Annotated in this window: 27 protein-coding genes; 17 read left to right on the plus strand and 10 right to left on the minus strand. The window is 56.0% G+C overall.

Annotation, left to right across the window (positions count from 1 at the left end):
- The first annotated feature begins 29 nt into the window (after window positions 1–29).
- Window positions 30–1,646 (plus strand): CehA/McbA family metallohydrolase, encoded by a 1,617-nt coding sequence (locus tag DX909_RS20730; protein ID WP_229311132.1) that lies wholly within the window; start codon window positions 30–32, stop codon window positions 1,644–1,646.
- A 6-nt stretch (window positions 1,647–1,652) separates the two neighbouring features.
- On the opposite strand, the gene DX909_RS20735 is transcribed toward DX909_RS20730, so the two are convergent.
- The 5 genes from DX909_RS20735 to lipB form a co-directional block, all read right to left on the minus strand.
- Window positions 1,653–2,087 (minus strand): nucleoside deaminase, encoded by a 435-nt coding sequence (locus DX909_RS20735; RefSeq protein WP_128547304.1) that lies wholly within the window; start codon window positions 2,085–2,087, stop codon window positions 1,653–1,655.
- A 100-nt stretch (window positions 2,088–2,187) separates the two neighbouring features.
- Entirely contained in the window at window positions 2,188–4,536 is a 2,349-nt protein-coding gene (gene rnr, locus DX909_RS20740; RefSeq protein WP_128547133.1) for a ribonuclease R, read from the minus strand.
- 82 nt (window positions 4,537–4,618) lie between these two features.
- The gene (locus DX909_RS20745; RefSeq protein ID WP_128547134.1) at window positions 4,619–5,347 is read right to left on the minus strand and encodes a ribonuclease H-like domain-containing protein; all 729 of its coding nucleotides are present in this window, start codon (window positions 5,345–5,347) and stop codon (window positions 4,619–4,621) included.
- Between the two features lie 2 nt (window positions 5,348–5,349).
- A complete protein-coding gene (locus DX909_RS20750) occupies window positions 5,350–5,754 on the minus strand; it encodes a hypothetical protein (protein WP_128547135.1) in 405 nt (134 codons plus the stop codon).
- Between the two features lies 1 nt (window position 5,755).
- On the minus strand, window positions 5,756–6,478 hold the full coding sequence (gene lipB, locus DX909_RS20755) for a lipoyl(octanoyl) transferase LipB (protein ID WP_128547136.1): 723 nt from the start codon (window positions 6,476–6,478) through the stop codon (window positions 5,756–5,758).
- A 100-nt stretch (window positions 6,479–6,578) separates the two neighbouring features.
- On the opposite strand from lipB, the gene DX909_RS20760 reads away from it, so the two are divergent.
- Window positions 6,579–6,932, plus strand: a complete 354-nt coding sequence (locus DX909_RS20760) for a YraN family protein (protein ID WP_128547137.1) — start codon at window positions 6,579–6,581, stop codon at window positions 6,930–6,932.
- Between the two features lie 22 nt (window positions 6,933–6,954).
- Here the strand turns inward: DX909_RS20760 and DX909_RS20765 are convergent, their stop codons facing one another.
- Window positions 6,955–7,431: a hypothetical protein gene (locus tag DX909_RS20765; protein ID WP_128547138.1), complete on the minus strand. Its 477-nt coding sequence runs from the start codon at window positions 7,429–7,431 to the stop codon at window positions 6,955–6,957.
- 112 nt (window positions 7,432–7,543) lie between these two features.
- On the opposite strand from DX909_RS20765, the gene DX909_RS20770 reads away from it, so the two are divergent.
- Window positions 7,544–9,073 carry a S41 family peptidase gene (locus tag DX909_RS20770; protein WP_128547139.1) on the plus strand — a complete coding sequence of 510 codons (1,530 nt, stop codon included), beginning with the start codon at window positions 7,544–7,546 and terminating at the stop codon, window positions 9,071–9,073.
- Window positions 9,074–9,152: 79 nt separating this feature from the next.
- On the opposite strand, the gene atpC is transcribed toward DX909_RS20770, so the two are convergent.
- Window positions 9,153–9,401, minus strand: a complete 249-nt coding sequence (atpC, locus tag DX909_RS20775) for an ATP synthase F1 subunit epsilon (protein WP_128547140.1) — start codon at window positions 9,399–9,401, stop codon at window positions 9,153–9,155.
- Between the two features lie 61 nt (window positions 9,402–9,462).
- Complete coding sequence (gene atpD, locus DX909_RS20780) at window positions 9,463–10,986, minus strand: F0F1 ATP synthase subunit beta (RefSeq protein ID WP_128547141.1); 1,524 nt, start codon at window positions 10,984–10,986, stop codon at window positions 9,463–9,465.
- A 276-nt stretch (window positions 10,987–11,262) separates the two neighbouring features.
- On the opposite strand from atpD, the gene DX909_RS20785 reads away from it, so the two are divergent.
- The 4 genes from DX909_RS20785 (at window position 11,263) to DX909_RS20800 (ending at window position 16,298) form a co-directional block, all read left to right on the plus strand.
- Window positions 11,263–14,292 (plus strand): tetratricopeptide repeat protein, encoded by a 3,030-nt coding sequence (locus DX909_RS20785; RefSeq protein WP_128547142.1) that lies wholly within the window; start codon window positions 11,263–11,265, stop codon window positions 14,290–14,292.
- Window positions 14,293–14,326: 34 nt separating this feature from the next.
- A complete protein-coding gene (locus DX909_RS20790; protein WP_128547143.1) occupies window positions 14,327–14,830 on the plus strand; it encodes a hypothetical protein in 504 nt (167 codons plus the stop codon).
- A 65-nt stretch (window positions 14,831–14,895) separates the two neighbouring features.
- Window positions 14,896–15,624 (plus strand): ABC transporter ATP-binding protein, encoded by a 729-nt coding sequence (locus DX909_RS20795; protein ID WP_128547144.1) that lies wholly within the window; start codon window positions 14,896–14,898, stop codon window positions 15,622–15,624.
- Window positions 15,625–15,680: 56 nt separating this feature from the next.
- Window positions 15,681–16,298, plus strand: a complete 618-nt coding sequence (locus DX909_RS20800; protein ID WP_128547145.1) for an SGNH/GDSL hydrolase family protein — start codon at window positions 15,681–15,683, stop codon at window positions 16,296–16,298.
- 6 nt (window positions 16,299–16,304) lie between these two features.
- Here the strand turns inward: DX909_RS20800 and DX909_RS20805 are convergent, their stop codons facing one another.
- Window positions 16,305–17,237, minus strand: coding sequence for a toxin-antitoxin system YwqK family antitoxin (locus DX909_RS20805; protein ID WP_229311133.1), 933 nt, complete (start codon window positions 17,235–17,237; stop codon window positions 16,305–16,307).
- Window positions 17,238–17,382: 145 nt separating this feature from the next.
- Window positions 17,383–17,988 carry a helix-turn-helix domain-containing protein gene (locus DX909_RS20810; RefSeq protein WP_164851356.1) on the minus strand — a complete coding sequence of 202 codons (606 nt, stop codon included), beginning with the start codon at window positions 17,986–17,988 and terminating at the stop codon, window positions 17,383–17,385.
- A 103-nt stretch (window positions 17,989–18,091) separates the two neighbouring features.
- Here DX909_RS20810 and DX909_RS20815 point away from each other — a divergent pair, with 103 nt between their 5' ends.
- From DX909_RS20815 to DX909_RS20855, 10 genes are all read left to right on the plus strand, one after another.
- Window positions 18,092–18,397 carry a hypothetical protein gene (locus DX909_RS20815; RefSeq protein ID WP_128547147.1) on the plus strand — a complete coding sequence of 102 codons (306 nt, stop codon included), beginning with the start codon at window positions 18,092–18,094 and terminating at the stop codon, window positions 18,395–18,397.
- 150 nt (window positions 18,398–18,547) lie between these two features.
- Window positions 18,548–18,835: a hypothetical protein gene (locus tag DX909_RS20820; protein WP_128547148.1), complete on the plus strand. Its 288-nt coding sequence runs from the start codon at window positions 18,548–18,550 to the stop codon at window positions 18,833–18,835.
- A gap of 42 nt (window positions 18,836–18,877) precedes the next feature.
- Window positions 18,878–19,324 (plus strand): hypothetical protein, encoded by a 447-nt coding sequence (locus DX909_RS20825; protein ID WP_128547149.1) that lies wholly within the window; start codon window positions 18,878–18,880, stop codon window positions 19,322–19,324.
- A complete protein-coding gene (locus DX909_RS20830; protein ID WP_128547150.1) occupies window positions 19,321–19,581 on the plus strand; it encodes a hypothetical protein in 261 nt (86 codons plus the stop codon). Before DX909_RS20825 ends, DX909_RS20830 begins: the two co-directional genes overlap by 4 nt.
- The gene (locus DX909_RS20835) at window positions 19,578–19,976 is read left to right on the plus strand and encodes a hypothetical protein (RefSeq protein WP_128547151.1); all 399 of its coding nucleotides are present in this window, start codon (window positions 19,578–19,580) and stop codon (window positions 19,974–19,976) included. The genes DX909_RS20830 and DX909_RS20835 overlap by 4 nt, the downstream gene beginning before the upstream one ends.
- A 2-nt stretch (window positions 19,977–19,978) precedes the next feature.
- Entirely contained in the window at window positions 19,979–20,125 is a 147-nt protein-coding gene (locus DX909_RS29610) for a hypothetical protein (protein ID WP_164851357.1), read from the plus strand.
- A 22-nt stretch (window positions 20,126–20,147) separates the two neighbouring features.
- The gene (locus tag DX909_RS20840; protein WP_128547152.1) at window positions 20,148–20,375 is read left to right on the plus strand and encodes a hypothetical protein; all 228 of its coding nucleotides are present in this window, start codon (window positions 20,148–20,150) and stop codon (window positions 20,373–20,375) included.
- A 24-nt stretch (window positions 20,376–20,399) separates the two neighbouring features.
- On the plus strand, window positions 20,400–21,296 hold the full coding sequence (locus tag DX909_RS20845) for a DUF4373 domain-containing protein (protein ID WP_164851358.1): 897 nt from the start codon (window positions 20,400–20,402) through the stop codon (window positions 21,294–21,296).
- Complete coding sequence (locus DX909_RS20850; RefSeq protein ID WP_128547154.1) at window positions 21,271–21,960, plus strand: hypothetical protein; 690 nt, start codon at window positions 21,271–21,273, stop codon at window positions 21,958–21,960. Before DX909_RS20845 ends, DX909_RS20850 begins: the two co-directional genes overlap by 26 nt.
- Window positions 21,947–22,495 carry a hypothetical protein gene (locus DX909_RS20855; protein WP_128547155.1) on the plus strand — a complete coding sequence of 183 codons (549 nt, stop codon included), beginning with the start codon at window positions 21,947–21,949 and terminating at the stop codon, window positions 22,493–22,495. Before DX909_RS20850 ends, DX909_RS20855 begins: the two co-directional genes overlap by 14 nt.
- The last annotated feature ends 172 nt before the right edge of the window (window positions 22,496–22,667 follow it).

The raw sequence follows: 22,667 nt of genomic DNA on the forward strand, positions 1-22,667 counted from the left end.
TGGGTAATCGAATGATAAAACCGTTGTTGTTGGGTTCTGCACCCCCCTTTTGGAGCCGGTTGGCGGTATGGGCCGGTATTCTTCTCGCGCTGTCCGGTCTGCTTTCGGCGGTTGCCCGGAACCGGCCGCCCGGGCGGCTGGAAGTGCGGGTGACGGCCGGGACCGGAACGACTCCCACGCCCGTTCGGGTGCGGCTGACGCAGGGCGGGCGGGTGGTGAAGACGCTGCCGAAGGAAGCCGTCGGCGTCATGTACGGCCTCTGGGACCACGAAGACGGCTTCGGTTTCCAGCCCGACAGTTCGTTTTACGTCGCCGGAACCTTCACCCTCACGCTGCCGCCGGGAACGTACCGGCTCTCGCTCTCCAAAGGCATCGAGTTTGTCGATCAGCAGCATTCGCTGGTCATCCAACCGGGCAAACCGCTGAAAAAAACCTTCCGGCTGGCGCGCTGGATCGACATGGCCGCCCGACGCTGGTACTCGACCGACGGCCACGTGCATATCCGGCGGTCTCCGCGCGAAGACCCGCTGCTGGCAACCTGGACGCAGGCCGAGGATGTGCGGGTGGGCGTGCTGCTCCGCATGGGCGATTTCTGGGAAACCTATTACCCGCAGTATGCCTACGGCGAATCGGGTGTCTTTCGGCAGAACGACTACCTGCTCGTATCGGGTCAGGAAGATCCGCGAACTCCGGAACTGGGCCATGCGCTGGGCTACGGCGCATCCAACCGGGTCCGCTACCGCGACGAGTATTATTTCTACGATAAAGTATTCGATCAACTGCACGCACTGGGTGGGCTGGCCGGCTATGCGCACCACGCCGAACTGTTTCACGGCTACCGGGGGCTGACGCTGGACGGCCTGCGCGGCAAGGTGGACGTGCTCGAAATCCTCCAGTACTGCGTAGCCGAGGACCCGCTTCGAACCGATCACTACTACCATCTGCTGGACCTCGGCTTTCCGGTGACGGCCACGGCCGGCTCCGACTTCCCCTGGTGCGGGCAGGACCACGGCCACGGCCCGGTGGAGCGGTCGGCCCGGATCGGCAACGCCCGGTTTTATACGTACGTCGACGGGCCGTTGACGCATGCCTCCTGGAAACAGGCGCTGGCAGCCGGCCGTACCTTCACCACCAGCGGCCCGATGCTCGATTTTCGGGTTAACAACGCCCGGCCCGGCGACCGGCTGGACATTCGGCCGGGAACCCGGCTTTCCATTTCGGCCGAGGCTTTCGGCCATCCGGGGCAGGTGCCGCTGACGGCGCTGGAAATTGTCGGGCATGGCCGGGTGCTGGCCCGCGTCACCCCTGCCGAAGCCGGGCAGTCGGTCGGGAAGCTGTCGGTGAAACTGGACCTGGACACACTGAAGCGGGGCATGTGGCTGGCGGCCCGGTGTTTGGCCGGAACGCAGCAGGCCGCCCACACGACCCCGGTGTACGTGACGGTCGACGGGGGCGGTTTTCACAACCCGGCCACGGCCGGGCGGTATCTGACCCTGAGCGAACAGTATCTGCGGGAGATCGAGCAGGAGCTGGAAAAACACCAGGACAATCCCGAATACCGGGCCTGGTACTACAAAAAGGGACTGAAAACCCGAATCGAAGAAACCCGGGAAGTCATTGAAGGCTTGCGGAAAAAGTTGAAATAGAAGGGCTTACAACTCGCCGATGTCTTCGTTCCAGACCTCGGGCTTTTGGGCAATAAACTGGTTCATCATGTCGACGCACTCGGGCAGGTCGAGGTTGATCACCTCCACGCCGTGCTGCTCCATGAACTCCCGCGCCCCCGCAAAGGTCCTGGACTCACCCACGATTACCTTCGGAATCTTGAACTGGACGATGGTTCCGGCGCACATGTAACAGGGCATCAGCGTCGAGTAGATGACGGTATTGCGGAAGGAGCCGACCCGGCCGGCGTTGTTGAGGCAGTCCATCTCGCCGTGCAGGATCGGGTTGTTCTCCTGTACGCGCTTATTATGGCCGGAAGCCACCAGCTTCCCGTCCTTCACCAGGGCCGAGCCGATGGGAATACCGCCTTCCGAAAGGCTCTTGCGGGCCTGCGCCATGGCCTCCTGCATGAATTCGTCGATCATAACGTTGTCATAGTTTTAAAATGGAAAACCAAGCGTTTCTTTAATTAACAGAAAAATAGCCGCAGGATTGCGGCTATTTTTCTGTTAACGTTTAAGCTTACCGCCGTCGGCGCTCTTTGCCGTTGTTGGACTCCCGCCGGCGGCCGCCGGATGCGGAGGAGCCGGAGCTTCGGCGGCTTTCGGTGCGCGAACTGCGTTCTTCGGTCCGGCGGGACTGGCGGTTTTTGCCGGGAGCCCGCATCACGTCCTTGCCCTCGACGAGCCACAGGTCCAGACTCCGGCGGGCCAGGTTGGCCTCTTTCACCTTCACCGTGACGGCATCTCCGAAAGCGTAGATCTTCTTGTTGCGCTTGCCGATCAGCCGGTAATTGTCCTTGTCGAACTCGTAGAAGTCGTCGCCCAGATCGACCATCCGGATCAGCCCTTCGGCGCTCGTTTCAGTGATCTCGACAAACAAGCCGAAATCGGTGACGCCCGTGATCAGCCCGCTGAACTCCTGGTCGCGGTCCATGTTTTTCATGAACTCGACCTGCTTGTATTTGATCGAGGCCCGTTCGGCTTCGACGGCCACCCGCTCCCGGTCGGACGAATGCTTGCTGCGTTCCTCGTATTCGGTCCGGTCGACGGATTTGCCTCCGTTCAGATAGTGCTGCAAAAGCCGGTGCGCCATCATGTCCGGGTAGCGACGGATCGGCGACGTAAAGTGCGAATACCGCCGGAACGCCAGCCCGAAGTGGCCGATGTCTTCCGTGCTGTAACGGGCTTTAGCCATGGTCCGGATCGCCAGCTGCTGAAGGGCGTTCTGCTCCGGTTTGCCTTCCAGGTTGTCCATCATCGTGTTGAACGATTTCGAAAGTCCTTTCTCGTCTTCGACCTTGAGCTTATAGCCCAGCCGGCCGGCAAAGGCGGCAAAGGTTTTCAGTTTCTCAAAATCCGGCGACTCGTGCACGCGGTACACCATCACGTTCGGGTGGTCTCCGCGCGAGAGGCCGTGGACGAACTCGGCCACGCGCTTGTTGGCTAGCAGCATGAATTCCTCGATCAGCTTGTGGGCGTCTTTCCGGATTTTGGGATGAACCGACAGCGGCACCCCATTTTCGTCCAGTTTGAAGCGCACCTCCACGGTTTCGAAGTTGATGGCCCCCCGGCGGAACCGCTCATCGCGCAGCTTGAAGGCCAGTTCGTTCAGCAGGCGCAGTTCTTCCACATAATCGCCCACCCCGCTGTCGATGACGTCCTGTGCTTCTTCATAGGCAAACCGCCGGTCGGAGTGGATCACCGTCCGCCCGAACCATTCCTTCACGATTTTGGCGTCCGGCGTCATCTCGAACACCGTTGAAAAAGTCAATTTGTCTTCGTGCGGCCGCAGGGAACACAGGTTGTTCGACAGTTTTTCGGGAAGCATCGGTACCGTCCGGTCGACCAGGTAGACGGACGTTCCGCGCCGGTAGGCTTCCTCTTCCAGCGCCGTGCCGGGCTGGATGTAGTGCGTCACATCGGCAATGTGTACCCCAATCTCGTAGTTGCCGTTCTCCAGCATCCGAATCGAGAGGGCATCGTCGAAGTCCTTGGCGTCTTCCGGGTCGATGGTGAAGGTGGTGGTGTCGCGCATGTCGCGCCGGTTGCCGATTTCCTTCTTCGTAATCTTCTCGGAAATCTTCTTCGACTCCTGCTCGACGGCCTCCGGGAAGTGAACCGGCAGCCCGAATTCGGCCAGAATGGCATGCATCTCGGTATCGTTGTGTCCAGCCTTCCCCAGCACGGTAACCACCTCGCCCTCAGGCCGATGGCGGCCGTCGGGGAAGCGGGTCAGCCGAACGATGACCTTATCGTCGTCGGTGGCGCCGTTCAGCTTGTCTTTCGGGATATGGATTTCCTCGTAGAGCTTTTTGCTGTCGGGAATTACCTGCCCGTAATTCGGCCAGGTTTCGATGCGTCCGACCAGCTCGGACCGGCCCCGGCTAATGATCTCGACCACCTTGCCTTCGATGCGCCGGCCGCGATTCGAGGAGTCGCTGAAGCGCTGCACCTTCACGGTATCGCCGTCGATGGCGCCGTTCAGATCCTCGGTATTGACGTAAATATCGGTTTCGCGGTCGCCGTCGGCCGTGACGACAAAGGCAAACCGCGGATTGACGTGATCGACGACACCTTCCGTGGTCCGGTCACTTTCGTTAAACTGGAATCGGCCGTCCGGATGGCGGGTCAGCACACCGTCGTCGGTCAGTTCACCGATCAGGCCGTGAACGATCAGTTTCATTTTCCGGTCCGTGACGTCGAAGTTCTCCAGCACGTCAGGCTGTGAAAACGAATCTTCGCTGTTGGTCTCGAAAAAGGACAGGATGTCGTCTTTCAGTTCGTCCAGAAACGAATGTGCCGACTGAACCGTCTGCTGCGGTCGTCTCCGGTTATGTTGTTCTCTTGGTTTATTTCGGTTATTTCTCATGTTGTTTATTTCATGGCGGGATATCTTTTTCACACAAATGGCGGAAAAGACCGGCCTTCCGGCTGTGTTTTATCCAGAACAATCACTCCAGCCGGGTAATGTTTTGTTCTTTTACCAAAGGAGCCCCCAGCAGCCGCAGATATACCTGCACGAGTGCCACGACGGCTTCGCGGGCCGACTCCCGGACCCGGTTCAGTCCCTGCTTCTGATAATAGACTAAACTGGCCTGGTCGTCCAACGGTTCGGACTTCGGGGTGGGCAGGTTCAGAATGGTCGCCAGGAGGTCGAGCGGAACATAATGGCGGGTATCGCCGAACCGCCACATTTCCAGCGTGTCCTGATGCGGGATTTCCCAGGGTTTTCGTCCCGACAGGCGGAGCGTCGACGGCAGGGGCAGCCCGTGCACCAGCATCCGGCGGCACAAAAACGGATAATCGAATTCTTTGCCGTTATGGGCACAGAGGATCAGTTCGTTGGCCGGGTATTTCTCGATCAGCTGAATGAACTCGGTCAGCAGGGCGGCTTCGTCGTGGCCGGACAGGGTTTTCACCTTCAGATAGGCGGCCTCGCCCTCATCCCAGTACAACCCTCCGATGCCGATGCAGACGATTTTACCGTATTCGGCATAGTTGGCGGCCCGGTTGTCGTACCATCGGGCCGTCGACCATTCCTCTTCGTTCTGGAAGTAGCTGATTTTCTGCTCCCACTGTCGCTGAAGCCGTTCGTCGAGGTCGCTGAAGGAAGGCGCCCCGGCCACGGTTTTCACATCGATGAACAGCAGGTTTTTAAGCTTTTTCTTCCAGGAGGGCATAGTTATTCGTGCAGGATTCCTTCCAGCCCCAGTTCCTGGATCGGAATCAGGTTCTGTTCGGTGATGCTATCCGGCACGAAGATAAACTTTTTGTCAAAAATCTGGTCACCAATAAAATAGCTTACCCAATATTCATTATTCAGGTGAAATACATCGGGCATGATGGTTTCAACGACCTGATGTTCACCGGGCTGAAGCTCGGCGAAATAGTGCCGCAGCGTCGAGGTTTTCTGCTGCACTTCTTCCTGAAAGCCGTACCCCTTCGAGGTGACGAAAACGTTCCGGATGGGCGCGTCGTTCTGATTGATCAGAAACACCTGCCAGTCATATTGATTTATCTCATTCAGTTTACGGGCAATTACGACCTGAACGCCCTCCACCGGTAAAAAAGCGATGTCTTTCTTCATTTCAATGCTCTACCAACTCCATATCGAATAGCTCGGCCAGATGGCCCCGAAGGCGTCCGGACACTTCGGCGAGCGGCACCGCCCGGCCCAGTTCCAGGTGCATGGAGGTCACGGCCTTGTCCGCAATGCCGCAGGGAACGATATGATTAAAATAACTCAAATCCGTGTTGACGTTCAAGGCAAAACCGTGCATTGTTACCCAGCGGCTGGCTTTGACGCCCATGGCGCAGATTTTGCGCGGGTGCCGCTGCTCCCGGTGATCCAGCCAGACACCGGTCAGGCCTTCGATGCGACCGGCGTCCAGGCCGTAGCCGGCCAGCGTGCGGATGACGGCCTCCTCCAGCAGCCGCATATAGCGGTGAATGTCCGTGAAAAAGTTGTCCAGATCCAGAATCGGGTAGCCGACCAGCTGGCCGGGACCGTGGTAAGTGATATCCCCACCGCGGTTGATCTTGTAATACGTCGCCCCGATGGCGTCCAGAAAGGCTCCGTCGGCCAGCAGGTTCTCCTCTTTTCCGCTTTTCCCGAGCGTATATACAGGCGGATGTTCGCAGAACAGAAGGTAATTGGTGGTCAGTTGCTGCTCGGTGGCCGGCAGGTTGCGGTTGGCGATTTTGGTAGCGACAATGTCGGCCAGCAGTCGTTCCTGATACTCCCAGCCCTGCCGGTAATCGATCAGCCCCAACTCCTGAATCTGTACCTGTTTGTTACAGCGGGTATTCATTTTTCACGTAGGTCCGTAAAGAAAAAACACCAAAACCGCCCGCTTTCGTTCGCTTCCCGTACCTATCCCGGTATTTCTCCGTCTAAAAGCGAAAAAGCCGATGGCGCAGCATAATGAAACGGGAAAGGAAGGCGAAGCGATCGCCGGGCGTTTCCTAGAGAACAAAGGGTATCGAATTCTGGAACGTAATTTCCGGTACGGACATACCGAAATCGATCTGATCGCCCAGAAAGAAAAGCTCCTGCTTTTCGTAGAAGTAAAAACCCGAAGCGGCAACCGCTTCGGGCATCCGGAAGAATTCGTTTCCTCCGCCAAGGTCCGGCTGGTCATGAGAGCCGCCGAACACTATATTTTCGCCAAAGACTGGCCTCACGACGTCCGGTTCGACATCGTGGCCGTTTTGACTACACCGAATGGTATAGAGGTCAGTCACATTGAAGATGCCTTCTACTGACCCAATCGGTTTGACCTCCGGATCAATAAACCGGTTCCGGCTTTTCGGAAACGGCCTGAAGTTCCGGAAGGCGGATCCGGCCAAGAAGTTCCTCTTCCAGCAGGACGGCCCACTCGTTCAGGTAGGCCACCACATCGTCGCGGAGATTATGTTTCAGGAAGCGCTTTTCCAGCGGGAAGCGGGCCAAAACCCTGCGGTCGGACAACTTTTCGAGGTTTTTCAAATCCTCCAGCGACAGGCCGGCGTGCAGCATTTCGCTGATCAGCATATCCATCGGCATCCGGCTGGTTGGGCAGTAATCAGCCACCTGTTCGTTCCAGTCGCCGTAACGCTCCATGGCATAGGCATGAATCTGGTCTTTGGTCAGGCGGGTTAGTTCCTGGGCGAGGTTGCCGCAATTGCAGCCGCCCATGTGGCCCCATTGGTAAGGAGCTCCGTTTTTAAGTTTTCTGGCCGTCCTGCGCAGGGCTTCGATCAATTCAGGGGTCGGTCGTGCCATATTTGTACAAAGTTTACGCTAATCTACTTAACGGCTTGTAAATCACTTTTGTTTCCGGCAAAAAAACGGTAGTTTCGAGTATAGTAAGTTATTAATTTTTCTGAAACGAAGTATGCGTGTCCTCTGGCTGCTGATGGTACTGACCGTCAGCACGGTTTATTCGTTTCCAGCCAACCGGAGCAATACCTCCTACCGCCCCCGGATGTTCACGGTCGAGCAGTTGCAGCGGGACTTTTCCGTGCTGCGCAAAACGCTTGAAGAACGCCATCCGAGCCTCTACCGCTATACCTCCCGTGAAGAGATGAACCGCCGGTTTGAGGAAACCTACCGGCAGATCAATCATCCGATGACGGAAACCGATTTCCGGGAGCTGCTTCGCCCGCTCGTCGTTCTCATCCGCTGCGGCCATACCGACGTCCAGGAGTCCCGGTATTTGAGCCGGCAGGTTAAAAAGCCCCAGCCCGAATGGCTGCCCTTCGATATCATCATACAAAACGACCGACTGTTTATCGGACGAAACCGAAGTACCGACTCGTCCCTGATCTGCGGCACGGAGGTTCTGAAATTAGGGAATTACCCGGTTAAGGAAATTATTCAGGCCGCGCGCGACCGCTGGCCGTCGGACGGCTATAACCAGACGTTCAAGAACTACTTTCTGGAGTTATATTATCTGGAGGAAACCTACTGGCGGCATTTCGAAGGCCGCTCGCCCTGGACGATCACCGTCCGCGATACCTCAGCCGCGTTCGAGCGGATCACGACCGTCCGGCGCCGGCCGCCCGGTGCCATTACCGAGGTTTCAGTGACGCCGACGCCCAGCCAGGCCCGGAAAGCCAGACGGGGCCGTCAGAAGGCCGAAGCCTTTTTTGAGGACGACCCGAAACTTCAGCTGGTTCGCTCCCTGCACTTCCTGAACGGTGATTCCTCCGCGGCCGCGCTGATCATCAACAGCTTCGGCTACGAACGCTACGAATCCTTCCACCGGGAAGTCTTCGAAACCCTGGAGCGTCTGAAGGTGAAGGATCTGGTGATCGACCTGCGCCAGAATACCGGCGGCAATGCCGAGATCGGCTCGGATCTGATGTCGTATCTGATGGATTCCGACTTCCGGCAGGTCGACCGGGCGGAGTGCCGCGTGCGCCGACCCAACGCCTGCGCCTATTTCGACCGGAAGGAAAAGCGGATGCTGCGGCAGAATTTCCGGTTTATGAAGTCGGACGGCGGGCGCTACCAGTTCGGCAAGTCGAATGTGGGCTGGAACAAACCGGCCTCCCAGCATCGCTTCAACGGCCGTGTTTATATCCTGACCAGCGGCCGGACCTTCTCGGCGGCCTCCATCTTCACGGCCAGCCTGAAGGCACAGCGGCCCGTCACAATCATCGGGCAGGAAACCGGGGGCGGTGAGGCCGGCTGCAACGGCGGTATCATCCAGACGCTGACGCTGCCCGAAACCCGCATCCGGGTGCGGTTCCCGGTTTTCTGGATCGCCACGGCCAGCCGGAACCCCGACCGGGGCCGGGGCGTCATGCCGGATTACACCATCGAATACAGCATCACCGACCGCATCAAGCAGCGAGACCGGGACATGGAAAAAGCGTTGCTGTTAATTCAGGAAGGCAAACAGAAGATGACGGCGCGCTAAGCCATCCGAAAACAAAAACACAAAAAAAGGCAAGCCCGGATGGGTTTGCCTTTTCATTTGCCTGATGGATGGACGGATGTCAGGCGGCAATAACGGCCTCGGCCAATACCAGCACCCGGTTGTTCAGCACTTCAACGACGCCCCCGTCGACGGTAAACGTCTCGGTGCCGGAGCCGGTGGCGATCGTAACCGGTCCGCGGGCCAGCGTGCTGACCAGCGGGGCGTGATCGTTCAGAACCTGAAACTGGCCCTCGCTGCCCGGAAACGTAACCGACGTAGCCTCTCCGGTAAAGACCTTCCGGTCAGGAGTAATGATTTCGAGATGCATATTTATATAGAGTTGGGGAGCTTTGGAAAGAGATATTCAAATACCTCTTTCCAAACTCTTCTTATCTTCCGGCTTCCTTCATCAGACGTTCGCCTTTGGCAGCGGCATCGTCGATGGTTCCGACCAGGTTGAAGGCGGCTTCGGGCAGGTGGTCCCAGTTGCCGTCGATGATTTCGTTGAAGCCCCGGATGGTTTCTTCAATCGGAACCAGTACGCCTTTGAGACCGGTGAACTGCTCGGCCACGAAGAAGGGCTGCGACAGGAACCGCTGTACGCGACGGGCGCGGTGTACGGTCAGTTTGTCTTCTTCCGAAAGTTCTTCCATACCCAGGATGGCGATGATATCCTGCAATTCCTTATAGCGCTGCAGAATGGCCTTCACCCGCTGGGCAGTGTTGTAGTGGGCGTCGCCGAGGATTTCGGCGGTCAGAATCCGGGAGGTCGAGTCGAGCGGGTCAACGGCCGGGTAGATGCCCAGCTCGGAGATTTTCCGGCTCAATACCGTCGTGGCGTCAAGGTGGGCGAAGGTCGTTGCCGGCGCGGGGTCGGTCAAGTCATCGGCCGGCACGTAAACGGCCTGAACCGAGGTGATCGAACCGCGTTTGGTCGACGTAATACGCTCCTGCATGGAACCCATCTCGGTAGCCAGCGTCGGCTGGTATCCTACGGCCGAGGGCATCCGGCCCAGCAGAGCGGATACCTCGGAACCGGCCTGGGTGAACCGGAAGATGTTATCGATAAAGAACAGAATGTCACGACCCTGGCCCGTACCGTCACCGTCGCGGAAGTGCTCGGCAATGGTCAGACCCGACAGGGCCACGCGGGCGCGGGCACCGGGAGGTTCGTTCATCTGACCGAAGATGAAGGTTGCCTGACTTTCCTTCAGGACATCCGGATCGACTTTCGACAAATCCCAGCCTCCTTCTTCCATGGAGTGCTTGAATTCGTCGCCATATTTAATAATTCCGGCTTCAATCATTTCACGCAGCAGGTCGTTCCCTTCGCGGGTCCGCTCGCCTACGCCGGCAAATACCGACAGACCGGAATATGCTTTGGCAATGTTGTTGATCAATTCCTGGATCAATACCGTTTTTCCTACTCCGGCGCCACCGAACAGGCCGATTTTACCACCTTTGGCATACGGTTCGAGCAGGTCGATTACCTTGATACCGGTAAACAGAACCTCGGTCGACGTCGCCAGGTCTTCGAATTTCGGAGCCGCCCGGTGAATGGGCAGACCACCCGTGCTCTTCGGCTGGGGAATCCCGTCGATGGCCTCGCCGACGACGTTGAACAGCCGGCCGCGGATCTCGTCACCCGTCGGCATGGTGATCTGGTTACCCAGGTGAACAACGGTCATTCCGCGCTCCAGACCTTCGCTGGAATCCATGGCGATGGTACGGACGCGGTCTTCACCGAGGTGTTGCTGGCATTCCAAAATTACTTTTTGGCCATTGGCTTTGGTGACTTCCAGAGCGTCCAGAATCGCCGGCAGCCGCGACCCTTCGCCCTCAAAGCTCACGTCAACAACCGGGCCGATTACCTGCGTAACCTTGCCCGTATTCGTTGCTGTTGCAGTTGTCATGCTATGAAGTTGGAAAAATTGGATAAGCGTAGAGAATGAGCCGCAAAATTACGGTATAATTTGCTTAAACCCAAGTTGCCTTTTAAGCTATTTTTAACTTTTCCGCTCCGGAACCGTTTTTGTTCCAACAGGTTTTGTATCAGGCTTCCGGCTCCCGGCGAGACCAAGAATTGCACAAAACGCAGAAGGAAGGCTCACTTCGCACTATAATCCCGTTTGGAACGTTGGTATCTTGTTATCGCGGACCGGTCATTCGGTCCGGCCGTTTTCTTCCTTATGCTTTTTTTCTGGAAAAACTGGAATACCGCCCACCGGACCGTCTACTGGACGGGTCTGGTGCTGTTTTTAGCCGCCGTCACCGGTATGATCCGGGCATGGAGCCTCGGGCTGCGGAACGTCGTTCGCTGGGACGTTCTGAGTGAGCTGATCGACCTGCCCGCATCCATCGATACCTTTACCGACGGCCTGTTTGATTTTCCGGTCACGGGCAAAGCGTACGTGATCACCGAACAGTTCGTAGCCTCGGCGATGCAGACCAATCTGCCGGCGGCCAAACTGGTCACGATGGGCGTCTGCCTCGGGCTGGTGTTCATCCTGTCGGCCGTGACCCGGTTTCCGCGGGTGCCTTACCTGATCGCCATGACAGTGCTGATCGTGCTGTCGGCCACTTTCCGGCTTGAAATTCTTCAGTTTCCGGGCTGGTTCGGCTCCGCCTTCGGCGGCCGGCTGCCCTTCCTGTCGGTGGTGCTGGTGTTTGGGATCGTGAGTTATTACTTTCATGCCTTCAAACCGGAACTTTCCCTGCCGGTCCGGCTGCTCGTCCATCTCACCCTGGCGCTGGGTTTCTGGCTGCTTTTCAGCCGGCTGGCCGGGCAGCCGCTGCCGGCGCTGGCTTTTGTCGGTTACGCCATGCCCGGCCTGCTGCTGATTTCGGTGGGTTTCATCTTCTGGATTTCCACTGAAATCATTGCCGCCCTGGTATACATCACGTCGGTGGCCCGCCCAGGCCGCACCGACAGCCAGGCCCGGCCGCTGGGCTTAGGCAACTTTTTATTCATCAGCGGCTTATACCTGGCGAACCTGGTTTTGATCTGGCTGAGCAATACCAGAACCATCGATTGGAATCCGATCATCGTCAGCCCGTTTATCCTGTTTCTGATTTCCCTCGTGCTGGGCATCTGGGGCTTCGGGCAGCAGCTGCGTCAGAACGAAGGCTCCCCATCCTTTCGGGATTCCGGGGCGATTCTTTACTTGGGCCTCGCGCTGATTACGCTGCTGACGCTCACCTACGCCTTTGCTTCGGCCAATGATCCGCTGGTCGAAGCGCTGGAAGACACCATCGTGTACACCCACCTGGGCGTCGGGCTGATGTTCGTCGTGTATGTGATTGCCAATTTCCTGCCCCTATACCGACAGGGATTGCCGGTTTACCGGGTCCTGTATAAGCCGCTGAGATTCTCGCTGCTGCAAACCCGCCTTCTGGCGGTTATGGCCGTCGGCGTACTGCTTTCGACTCAGAATTTCTTTCCCTTCGATCAGGCGGTGGCCGGTTACTTCAACAACCTGGGCGACCTGCATGCGGCTACGGGCGAGAACCGTGTCGCCGAGCAATATTACCGGCTGGCCCTCAAAAGCGAGTTTCAAAACCATAAGTCCAACTACGCACTGGCTTCGCTGGCGCTGACGCAGGGCGACAAGGTAACGGCTACCTACTATTTTCAGCGGGCTTTGCTCAAGCAGCCCTCTCCGCAGGCCTACGCCGGGCTGACGTCGGTGCTGCTGGAAGACAACCTGTTCTTCGAGGCCGTCAAGATGCTTCAGCAGGGCATCCGGGCCTTCCCGAAAAGCGGAGAGCTGCAAAACAACCTCGGGTATCTGTACGCCAAAACCAGTGTCGCCGACTCGGCCTACTATTATTTAGCCGCATCGACGGGCAACACGGCCCGCGAAGAAGTCCCGCAGACCAACCTGCTGGCCTTCTGGGTTCGCAACCCACGCCTTCTCTCGCTCGACTCCCTGTCCAGAGCGACGGAAGCCGGTGACTATGAGCCGTTCGAAGCCAACCGCACGGCGCTGGCGATGCTCCGGAACGAACCCGACAGCGCCCTAACCGACTACCGGCCCGACTGGCTCGGCGAGCCGCTGACCGACGAAGGCCTGAGCGTCGGGAGGTTTGCGCATCTGTATAACTACGCCGTCCGGAACCGGACCTCCGATACCACCCTGCTGAGCCTGCTGCTGCGGATGGAACAGAACCCCGCCAATCAGGACTTCACCGACGATCTGACCTTTGCGCGGGCCGCCGGACAGTATTATACCGGCCATAAACGGACGGCCTTCGAACTCACCGACCAGCTGGGCCGCGATAACGAGCGCACCGGGGCGTTTTACAACAGCGTTACCGGCTTCTGGATGATGGATCAGGGCCTTTATCGGAAAGCCGCCGAAATTTTCGGCCGGAATACCGACACTCTCTCGACCTATTATCAGGCACTGGCGCTGACCAAGGCCGGCGATCCGCTGCTGGCACAGTCCCTCTGGGAGGTGGCCGGTCATAACGATCCCGCCCTCCAGACGCTCGTTCGGGTGCTGTATGGGGAAAAAGAACCTGCGACTGATCTGGAAAGGGCCTTTTCGCTCTGCTACGACGGCTCGCTCCCCGAGTCCCGGCAGGTGGCGCTGTTTCAGGGCATCCGCGACGACAACCTGAAGACGATAGCGGCCTGCACGCTGGCAAGACGTAATCTGTCCGAAAAACAAACCGCTGCCGCCAAAAGCTGGTATGAAAGAACCCCGCAGGAAGCCCGGCTGACGCCTTATGCCCAATCCCTGCTGACGGTGACCTACCTGCGTCTGCGCAATGCCCAGGGAGAATTCGACCGGACGATTGCGGACGCCCGGCAGGCGGTCATTCCCCGGTTTCAGGCCGAGAAGGATTTTATCGTCGCGCAGGCCTATCAGGCCGGACGGCAGGCGGCCGCGGCTCGGCAGCATTACGCCCGGGCCCTCGGCCGGGCGCCGTTCAACGCCGAGGTGGTGGTGGCCGCAGCGGAGTTTGAACGGCAGTCCCGCCAGACGGAAAAGGCTTATAACCTGGTGCTGAATGCCTTACCGCTGAATGATACGGACCCCGCACTGCTGAAGGCCTACACGCTGCTTTGTCTGGAGATGAGCCTGACCGATTACGCTCAGGACGGCCTGGCACGGCTTCGGGTTCTCACCTCGCCCACCGATTATCAGGCATTTCTGGTGAGCTATCAGGCCAAACGATCGCTGATTGAAAAACAGCGGGAGGCTTTTCAATAAATTAATTAAGTTTAGGGAGTTGTTCTTTACAGATATGGAAAAGCAACTTCATTGGGTTAAGGAAGTATTCAGCCGGGATGTGGTCATCATGGACGGCACCCGGGTGGTGGGCGGAATGCACCGCGACCTGCTGTCGTGGGACATGGATGCCTACCTGAACGAAGCCCGCATTCGATTCGATGTAAAAGGGTTTCTGGTCCATTCGGTCAACATTCACGATAAAAATGCCGGCGATGCCACCATCGGACGGATCGAGTTCAACTGGTTCAGAAGTGCGGTCGTTTCGCTGGGACCGGGCGAAATCTACACCTGGAAACGGGAAAATTTCATGATGAACGAATGGAGCCTGCTGGCGGAGAACGCCGATCCGGAAGCCGGGAATGAAATCGTTCATTATAACCGGATCCGGACGTTTTTTCCCGATGAGGGCGACATCGAACTGGTTCGGGACACGCCCAATGCCGAAATTCTGATTCTTACCGGATTGTTCGTCCGCAATTATTTCCTGCGCAAACGAAAAATTGCGGCCGCGAGTTAACCCTACACAACGGTGTTCCGGCCGAAATCCGGTTCCGGAATGACCGTACCGTCGACCAGATACTTATGAACATTATCGAAACCCGTGATATTTCGAAACGTTATGTGATGGGAAGTGAGGTCATCGAAGCCCTGAAATCGGTGACCATTTCCGTTCGGAAAGGAGAATACGTGGCCTTCATGGGACCTTCCGGTTCCGGCAAATCCACGCTCATGAACATCGTCGGCTGTCTGGATACGCCGACTTCCGGAACTTATATCCTGAACGGGCAGGACGTCAGCAACATGAGCGAGAACGCCCTGGCCGAAGTACGGAATAAGGAGATCGGCTTCGTTTTCCAGACGTTCAACCTTCTGCCCCGGCAGACCTCCCTCGAAAATGTGGCTCTGCCGCTGATTTATGCCGGTTTCAGTAAAGCCGACCGGATCGAAAAGGCCATGATCGCCCTGAAAAACGTGGGCCTGGAGAATCGGGCCGGCCACAAGCCCAACGAATTGTCCGGCGGTCAGCGGCAACGGGTGGCGGTGGCCCGGGCGCTGGTCAACGACCCGAGCATTCTGCTGGCCGACGAACCGACCGGGAACCTCGATACCAAGACCTCCTACGAAATCATGGACCTGTTCGACCAGATCCACAGCAAGGGGAATACGGTTATCATGGTGACGCACGAAGAGGACATTGCCGAATACGCCCACCGCATCGTCCGGCTCCGCGACGGTCTGGTCGAGACGGACCGGGTCAATGCCAACATCCGGAAAGCCAGAACATTCATGCAAACGGCGGAAGAACATTGAGGTTCTGGGTCTTCCTCTTTCTGTTCGCCTGTACGGATTCAGGGAAAAACCCTTCCATGACGCCATCCCAGCCCTTTACCAATACCTACCTCGCTCTCGGGGATTCCTATACCATCGGGGAGAGCGTCGCGGCCTCCGACCGCTGGAGCGTTCAGATGGCCGGACTGCTTCGCCGGGAAGGCGTCAGCGTGGCCGACCCGGAAATCATCGCCCGTACGGGCTGGACGACCGACGAGCTGCAGGCCGGCATCCGCCAAAGCGGGGTGCGCGGCCCCTTCGGTGTCGTCTCGCTCCTGATCGGCGTCAACAATCAGTTCCGGGGCCAGTCGCCGGAAAAATACCGCACCGAGTTCAGGGAACTGCTTCAGACCGCCACGCAGTTCGCGGACGAAAAACCGGGCCGGGTTTTTGTGCTTTCCATTCCCGATTGGGGCGTCAGCCCCTACGCCAGGACCTTTGATCGCGGGAAGATTGCCCGGGAAATCGATACGTTCAACGCCGTCGCCAAAGAGGAATGCGGCAAAGCCGGGGTGGCTTTCATCGATATTACCCCGCTTTCCCGCCAGGCCGCCGGCGACCCGTCCCAGATTGCCGAAGACGGGCTGCACTTTTCGGGGAAACAATACCGCCTGTGGGCCGAAAAGGCCCTGCCGGTCGTGAAGAAAATGTTTTAACGGAGATTACTGCTCCTCCTCGGCCACTTCCTTGTCTTTGGGCCGCTCGTAAATGAGCTTACCCTTGTCGTCCCACTCGCTGATCACATACGGTTCGAACTCCTCTTCCCAGCGGTCGCGGGCATACTGGGTGATCTTCTTACGCTGCCGCCGGAACTGGTAATATTCTGTCCAGCGACCCACCTTGACCCCGTGGTCATATTTTCCTTCGGCGGCCAGCTGGCCGCCATCGTAAAATGCCATGTACTGCCCGTGCAGCCGGCCGAATTCTCTCGGGAGGACTTCCTTGATCTTTGTATGGGCCGAATCGTAATAGGTGATCAGGGCCTCGGCCGGGAAGCCCCGGTCCCATTTCTGCTTATCGAGCAGCATGTAGTGGGCGTCGTATTTCTCCCAGCGGCCGTCCTTCGCGCCCATATAATAAAAACCTTCCTCCAGCAGAATGCCGTTCTGGTAGCGTTTATAGGGGCCGTGCAGGATCAGGGCTTTCTCCTTGTCCTTGATTAGGGAAGATTTCACGCGCTGCTCTTTCGGATCGAACCAGTAGGTCTCTCGAACATATTGGCTGGGCTGCCGGTATTCCTTCAGCACGTGGAATTTTTCGATGATGGTCCGGTCTCCACTCCCGAATTTGGTGTAGGCTTCCGCAATGGAGAGGCCTTCATATTCGGTATGGGATAGTTTTTCTTTCTTTCGTCGCTCGGACCGATCTTTCTGTTCTTTCTTGAATTGCTTAATTTTCAACCCCAGATCAGGCAGGGTTTCTGTGACCAGGTGATCGACGTTGGAGGGAACCAACGAGGGCCCGGATTTGTCTGATTTAACAGTAACGGGCGCCTTCGTGGTGGTAAATGAATCATTGGCCGGCGTGGTCGCAGACTGCGCCAGAACCACCTGCCAGCCACTCAGCACTAACCCTATCAGTGAAATTCGTTTCATACCGCAATAAAAGAGCGCGCATAGCTTATTATTGGCAACGCTTCCCAACCCGTTTTATTTTGTCAAAAAGAATGCCAATGCGCGCTCTCCTCATTCAATCAGCCACTTAGCTGTTTAAAACAGCCTTTGGTAAGCAGATCGGTAATTAACCTTTCCTTCTTACATTCCTGACTCCGGTCCGATTAGGGGTCGGAACAAAGCCTCTGAAGCGAAGATGGAGCTGGCGACCACCGGTGGTATATCTGCTTACCGTCTTAAAATTTGATGGTTTGGTTTCGACTTCACTCCTGGACGCCTGACCTCCCGATGCCGCCGGGGCGAAACGAAAAAGCAACTCAATCGTTGCATCCCTCTGCTGGAGGGTCTTCTTTAAGATTTCATTTTCTCTCCTCAGCAGATCAAGATCCTTCTCCAGCATAACGGCTTTAAGGTCCTGCTCACCATGTAGTTCGTGCTGAGCCTCTTTCAGCCTTCCCAGCAGGTGGGAATCCACTGCGTCACTACGCCGGCCAGTCATCACGTAGTCCAGGTCAAAATCTGGATAGGCCCGACTTAACTTCATCAAAGTGTCAAAGCTGAAACTGTTGCTGGTTCCGTTCTTGACCATGTAAATGGACGCCGAACTGATCCCGATGCGTTGAGCTACATCTTGGACGCCCTTCTCGGTAATGAATTCCATCGCTCTGGCAATAGCGGCTTCTACCTCCGGGTCGACCTCCTTGGGTTTTCGCGGCTTTTTTTCTTTGCTCATGTTGCTTATATAAATAAACTTATTAAATTTGTAAGAGTATTTACAAAAAGCCCATTTTCTGGGCTTCTCCATTAGACTGCTTTCAAATATAATAAATTTACTTATGGAGACACAAAAAAAATCGCAGCGTGAACGACTTCTTGAGTTAACGGCCGAAATGGGAATTACGGCCAACGAAGCGTATTCTATCCTAATTCCCAGGCTGAATGAAAGCGGAATGAAGCCGAAACGGGCACGGGAGTATTCCTATTCCGTTTTACATAACGTCTATTCGGGTTTAACCGAAGATGACAATGTTCTAATTATGCTTGAAGTCGTTCATAACGAAATGAAGGGTGGAAAGGATCCTAGACTCACCCAAGTAGCCCATCACCTCCAGCAGGCTCGTCGCGCATACGCCGGAGAATAAATCTAGCCGATATTTTTTTGCTCTTTTTTATAAGTATGCTTGACAATTAGTTTTAAATTTATTTAAATTTGTAAACATACTTACAAACACAAACCCCGACGAATAGCCGGGGCTGTGGAGCGAAAAAAAATACTTAAAGCGATCAAAGCTATGAAAAACTTCACTCTCCAACAACTGGCTGATCTGGGAGAAGCCGGGGAAAACGAAAAAGCCGCCGACCTGCTGAATCCGGTGCTGGAACGCGTCAAACAGGCCACCGGCGCTGTGGACATCGAGCAGTTCGACGACGTGACGTTCCACTGCTTTCTGAAAGTCGGTGACCCGCTGAATCACCCGCCCGTCAAGGTCCGCTTCCAGCCGGACAACACGCTCGAAGCCGTCGAAGTCTGGCTGATCGAAGAGTGCAACTACGCTTTCAACCGCGAATACGCCTACTGATCCTCCAACCCGGCCCCGCAAGGGGCCTAACCTCTACCCCTGATGAACAAGATTGTCTTTACGGCCAAACGTGCCGATCTGTCCCTAATCATTTCCGAACTGCTCGACGAAGACTTCCGCGATAAACGCTTTGAGGAGCAGCGAATTTACTTTTATGCGGAGGCTCCGGGCGGAGTTCTGGGAATTGATGCTTCGGCAAAGCTTTGTGAAGTATTGAATGGGCCAGTGGAGGCCTGGAATCACACCCTGGAGCAAGATTGTCCGGTCCAGATTCCCGTCGTCAAAATCGAAATCTATGCCGACGAAAAGTACTACAGCCCCCTGCGCTCCTTCCCTATCCCGGTTTACCTGCTTCGTAAATACGTCGATCCGACTGAAGGCCTGACCGGTAGCGCCATCCTCCGGATGATTGATACCTACTTCGGGGGTTTCTCCGGAACGGTTGACTCGAAACCGATCGTCGCACCTCAAACCCTTCAGGCCGCATGATCCCGTTCCTCGTCTCCGTCGTGGCGATGCTCTTCATCGTCTGTCTGGCAGGCATGTTCTGCTCGTACATGAACTTCTTTCACCCCGGCTGGCAAGGTCGCCTTCGCCGGTGGTGGAAATCCCCCCGGGTCGCCGAATTCCGGTATCGGCTAAGCCTCTTTCTGACGCTGCTGTTGTTCTGGGCCGGCTTTCTGGCGCTGATCTACTTCACCGATGCCCTGGGCTACTGGAACAATCATTCCTACGCACGGCCATGAACCCAGCGACCCCGCACGAATCACCCAGCTGGGCGGCCAACCTGATCTTCTACGAGGTACGGGACAAACTACCCGGCGCGGAAACGATGGACGAGCTTACGGCCGAATCGTGGGTGACATATCTGACCAGCCGAAACTTCGCTTTCAGCCTCCAGTGCCGCTATAAACCGCTTCATGGCTTTGATCTGGTCCGATTGGCCTGGAAGTACGCCCAGACCTTTTGTGACAGTCACCTGCCCACGGCCAACGCGGAAACCCGGCTGCTGTTCTACAGCGCCATCACCCGCAACCTGCTCTTGATGGTCAACGCCTCGACGGGCGTCAAAGATGCCAACTATTGCTGGTTTCTGGCCTTTGAATACGGCTTCCTAAGAATCTCCTATTGCCTCAACTGATGATGAAAGACTCGAACCGTCGAACGGATTACACCAATCGCTATCCCGGCGACGAAGACCCGAATACGGGCGAATACAAAGATCCGTGGTGGTTCTGGCCCCTGTGCCTGTTCTGGACCGCCGTGCTGATCTATGCCTGCTGTGCTTAATCCAACAAAACCCCACTGTATCATGAAAACCTTATTGATTCTCCTGACGCTGGGCGTGATCGGCTGGTGTGCCGACCTCCGCACGAATCACTTTCACCCCGCCTATGTTGAAGCGCGCTTCGAGGGACTAAAAACGGCGGCTACCGTGGACACCCAGAACTGGCCGGAAGCGGCCATCATCCTGATGCTGCTGGTACTGGCCTGCTTTATCATGGCGCCCTTCTTCTTTCAGGACAACCAAAAGCGGTAATCAGGCGCATTCATGAGGTACTTTTTGCACGATACCGACGCATTCCAGGACGAGAAGATCACCGAACTCTTCATGGCTTTCGGCTATGAGGGTCTGGGCTTGTTCTATACGATTCTGGAACGGCTCGCGGCCCGGGAAAAACCGATCCGGACGGAAGTGCTGAAACGGCAGTTGGGGGTAGGCAAAAAGCTGGAGAAAATCTGGAAGTTTCTGGAAGAAATCGAACTGATTTCATCGGAAAACGGCGAAACTTTTAACAAAAGACTGGCAAACTTTCTCGAAACTTTCGACAAAAAACGAGAAAATACCAAAAAACGCGTCGCGCAATTCCGTGAAAATCAAGACTCTACTGAAAATGTAACGCGTTACAACCGCGTTCGTAACACTTCTAATAGTAATAGTATAGAAGTAAATAAGGAAGATAATACAGAAGATAAATCTTCTGTTAATCCTCTCCTTTCAGTCGAGGATATACCGACCCCATCGGAAAAGCCGATGACTGAGGTACCCCAGAAACCTCCGGAGGCTCCCTCCCCCAGTTCCGGCTCCCCCCCTCCCAAAAAATCGAAATCGGTGGGCAATCACCTGTTCCGGACCTCGCCCTTCTACGACGAAGAGACGTTCGTCAAGGCGCTGGCCGGGACCGAATACGAAATCTACGATCTGCGCTTCTACCACCGCACGGTGAAAAACTGGGCGGATTCGAAAAACGCCATGCGGGCCGACTGGATGGCCACAGCCCGAAACTTCATGCTATCTGACGCCCGGGAGGGCAAAGCCAAACTTCGATCTGATCTGAGTCCCTATGGAAGCCAGCAACAATCCCAACCCTACCACGGCCGTCGCTACGACGACCGGAACGGCGACGCCCAGTTTGGAGCAGCAATTGATGCACTTGCTGACGCTAAATACGGTAAGTGAGCTGCTGACGACGGTTCGCAACGAGCCGGCCCGGATGGCCCTGGCCGAGGTTCGCCAGAACACGTCGATGGAGAAGGCCCACCTCAAACCGAAGCTGTTCCAGCTAAAGGCCCGGGCCGATTTCGGACCCAAAACCCTGCACAAGCTGCTCTGCTTCATCCTAAAGACCTTCCAGGATAGTTTGAAGATCACCAACCCGAAAAACGAAATGTCCACTTCGGAAATCTTCAGCGCAGCCGGCATGCTGATGGAGAAGTACACCCACGAGAGCATCCACGACTTTCTGATGGCCCTGAAGCTGTATGAGGAATCCGGCAAAGAGGTATATAACCATTTCAGCAAGAAGGTGCTGCTGAGTATCATGAACGCCTACCTGAACACGAAGTCGGACTGGCTCGAACAGCTCTGGGACGCGGACAATTTCGGCAACTCAGGCGAAGATCTGGGCCGCTACCTCTCCGATGGACAACTGAAAGCGGATTATGACGCCCTGAAGCGCGGGGAGCCTACCGAGGCCATGATGCTCCGTCAGCAAACGGAGGACATCGGCAAAATGAAGGCGCTCAAGGAACATGATTTCCAGCTTTTCAAGATGAAATACTACCTCCAGCGGCAGAAGGCGCAGGAAACGACCTACACGGAAACCAACGATGAATCGAACTGAAATGGGCTACCAGCTTCCCATTGCCCGGCAGACTCCGCTGATTGCGGGCATCGATCCCGACATCGATAAATCCGGTTTGGCCATCTGGTCCCGTAAAGATCGGAAGTACACGGTTCTGAAGGTATTGCCCTTCGCCGAGTTGCAGGAAACCCTGTGCAGTTACGATCCGGCTGAGCTGTCGGTGGTGGTGGAAGCCGCCTGGCTGAACGGCGATATCATGTACCGTCACCACGAGAAAAACCTGCCGAAGGATTTCAATAAATGGACCATCGAGGGTCGCTATGCCTACATGTTCAAACGCGGTACGGACGTCGGCCGAAACTTCGCCGTCGGTCAGACACTGGTCCATTACCTGAAGGCCAACGGCTACGATGTGGAAGAAAGAAAGCCGGAGTCCAAAAAATGGGATTCGGCAACCTTCCAGAGCCTGACCAAGCTAAAAATCAGGACCAATCAGGAAGTCCGAGACGCTGCAAAACTAGTATTCCAAAGAGATCAATCTTTACATTTAAAATTATACTATAAATATATGTAAATAAAATAATTTTATTTTTTGATAAAATTGAAACCAGAAATGAAGGTAGAGTAATTTGCCTTTTAATAAAATATTGTTAAGCTTATACCAAATGATTTACTACCTTTTGTAGTCTTTAATTATAAAAAATCACCTAAAGCGCCACTACATATTAATTCCAAAATCTTTATAA

This window comes from Larkinella soli (assembly GCF_003703975.1).
In the GTDB taxonomy this organism is placed as follows: Bacteria; Bacteroidota; Bacteroidia; order Cytophagales; family Spirosomataceae; genus Larkinella; species Larkinella soli.